Origin of the sequence: Sphingobium sp., assembly GCF_003248505.1 — a bacterium.
Taxonomy (GTDB): Bacteria; Pseudomonadota; Alphaproteobacteria; order Sphingomonadales; family Sphingomonadaceae; genus Sphingobium.
Genome location: NZ_QFOA01000156.1, coordinates 1 through 2,504 on the forward strand (window position 1 = coordinate 1; position 2,504 = coordinate 2,504).

Consider the following 2,504-nt stretch of genomic DNA (forward strand, 5'->3'; position numbering starts at 1 on the left):
CGACAACGGCATGCATGCCGTGATCGTGTATGACGATCTGTCCAAGCAGGCCGTCGCCTATCGCCAGATGTCGCTGCTGCTGCGTCGTCCTCCGGGCCGCGAAGCCTATCCGGGCGACGTTTTCTACCTGCACAGCCGCCTTTTGGAGCGCGCGGCCAAGATGAACGACGCGATGGGCGCGGGATCGCTCACCGCCCTGCCGATCATCGAAACGCAGGCAGGCGACGTGTCCGCCTACATCCCGACCAACGTGATCTCGATCACCGACGGCCAGATCTTCCTCGAAACCAACCTTTTCTACCAAGGCATCCGTCCGGCGATCAACGTCGGCCTGTCGGTATCGCGCGTCGGTTCCGCCGCGCAGACCAAGGCGATGAAGAAGGTGTCGGGCAGCATTAAGCTGGAACTGGCGCAGTATCGCGAAATGGCGGCCTTCGCCCAGTTCGGTTCGGACCTCGACGCTTCGACGCAGAAGCTGCTGAACCGTGGCGCGCGTCTGACCGAACTTCTGAAGCAGGCGCAGTTCTCGCCCCTCCCCTTCGAGGAGCAGACCGCGTCGATCTTTGCGGGCACCAACGGCTATCTCGACGCGATCCCGGTCAAGGACGTGAACCGCTACGAGGAACTGATGCTGGCCTATCTGCGACACGATCATCCCGAAGTGCTGGGCGCGATCCGCGACAGCAAGGATCTGGGCGACGACGCGAAGGGCAAGCTCAAGGCCGCGCTCGACGCGTTCGGCAAGACTTTCGCTTAAATGATACTCACGCGCCGCTCCGGCCAGTTCGGGGCGGCGGCATGAAGGGTGCAGCATGCCCAGCCTCAAGGAACTGAAACTTCGCCGCGACTCGGTGAAGTCCACGCAGAAGATCACCAAGGCGAAGCAGATGGTCGCCGCCGCGAAGCTGCGCAAGGCGCAGGCCGCCGCCGAAGCCGCGCGCCCCTACAGCGAACGGCTGGAAGCGGTCGTCGCGAGCCTTGCGACCAAGATCGCCGGCGGATCGGGCGAAGGCGCGTCGCCGCTGCTCGCAGGGACCGGCAAGGATGACGTGCATCTGCTCGTCGTCGCCAATTCCGACCGCGGTCTTGCCGGCGCGTTCAACGCCAATATCGTCAAGGCCGCATTGGCCAAGGCCCGCGAACTGGAACTCGACGGCAAGAAGGTGCTGTTCTACCTGATCGGGCGCAAGGGCCGTCCGGTGATCAACCGCACCTACCCGGGCAAGATCGTGCACCAGTACGACACCACCGGCGTCAAGGAACCCGGCTTCGCCCAGGCGCAGGCCATTGCGCAGGAACTCTCGACCATGTTCCTGGAGGGTAAGTTCGACGTCGCGCACCTGTTCTATTCGCGCTTCAAGTCGGCGCTGGCGCAGATTCCGACCGAACAGCAAATCATCCCGGTGAAGATCCCCGCAGGCGCGGACCGCAACGCCATCCCCGCCACGGTCGAATATGAACCGAGCGAGGAAGCGATCCTCGACGACCTGCTGCCGCGCAACGTGTCGATCCAGCTGTTCAAGGCGCTGCTGGAAAACAACGCGTCCGAACAGGGCGCGTCGATGACCGCGATGGACAATGCGACCCGCAACGCCGGCGACCTTATCAACAAGCTCAACATCCAGTACAACCGCAGCCGCCAGGCCGCGATCACCACCGAACTGGTCGAAATCATCTCGGGCGCCGAAGCCCTCTAAGTGCAGGCAAGGACATAAAGTCATGGCAACCACCAATAACGTAGGCCGCATTTCGCAGGTCATCGGCGCTGTCGTCGACGTGACCTTCCCCGATGCGCTCCCGTCGATCCTGTCGGCGCTGGAAACCAGCAACAACGGCCAGCGTCTGGTGCTCGAAGTCGCCCAGCATCTGGGTGAGAACACCGTCCGCACCATTGCAATGGATTCGACCGACGGCCTGACCCGCGGTCAGGAAGTGACCGACACCGGCGCGCAGATCAGCGTGCCCGTCGGCCCCGCGACGCTCGGCCGCATCCTGAACGTCGTGGGCGAGCCCATCGACGAGCGTGGGCCGGTCGCGACCGACCTCAAGTCGCCGATCCATGCGAAGGCGCCCGAATTCGTCGACCAGTCGACCGAGTCCAGCATCCTCGTCACCGGCATCAAGGTCATCGACCTGCTCGCCCCTTATGCGAAGGGCGGCAAGATCGGCCTGTTCGGCGGCGCGGGCGTGGGCAAGACCGTGCTCATCCAGGAACTGATCAACAACATCGCGAAGGGCCATGGCGGCACTTCCGTGTTCGCCGGCGTGGGTGAGCGCACGCGTGAGGGCAACGACCTCTATCACGAATTCCTCGACGCAGGCGTCATCGCCAAGGATGCCGATGGCAACGCCATTTCGGAAGGCTCCAAGGTCGCGCTCGTCTACGGCCAGATGAACGAACCGCCGGGCGCGCGCGCCCGCGTCGCCCTGTCGGGCCTGACGATCGCCGAATATTTCCGCGACGTCGAAAACCAGGACGTGCTGTTCTTCGTCGACAACATCTT

General features: G+C 63.7%; 1 protein-coding gene and 2 pseudogenes. All 3 read left to right on the forward strand.

The annotated features are described in order from the left end of the window. Nucleotides 1–757: pseudogene (locus DI606_RS19985) on the forward strand (F0F1 ATP synthase subunit alpha); the annotation flags it as partial. A gap of 55 nt (nt 758–812) precedes the next feature. Then, the gene (locus DI606_RS19990; protein ID WP_293985748.1) at nt 813–1,697 is read left to right on the forward strand and encodes a F0F1 ATP synthase subunit gamma; all 885 of its coding nucleotides are present in this window, start codon (nt 813–815) and stop codon (nt 1,695–1,697) included. Between the two features lie 22 nt (nt 1,698–1,719). Beyond that, nucleotides 1,720–2,504, forward strand: a pseudogene (locus DI606_RS19995) (F0F1 ATP synthase subunit beta); the annotation flags it as partial.

What these genes read in the sequence shown, in the direction of transcription:
- DI606_RS19990 (WP_293985748.1), top strand. Translation starts at nt 813, where the DNA reads ATGCCCAGCCTCAAGGAACTGAAACTTCGCCGCGACTCGGTGAAGTCC.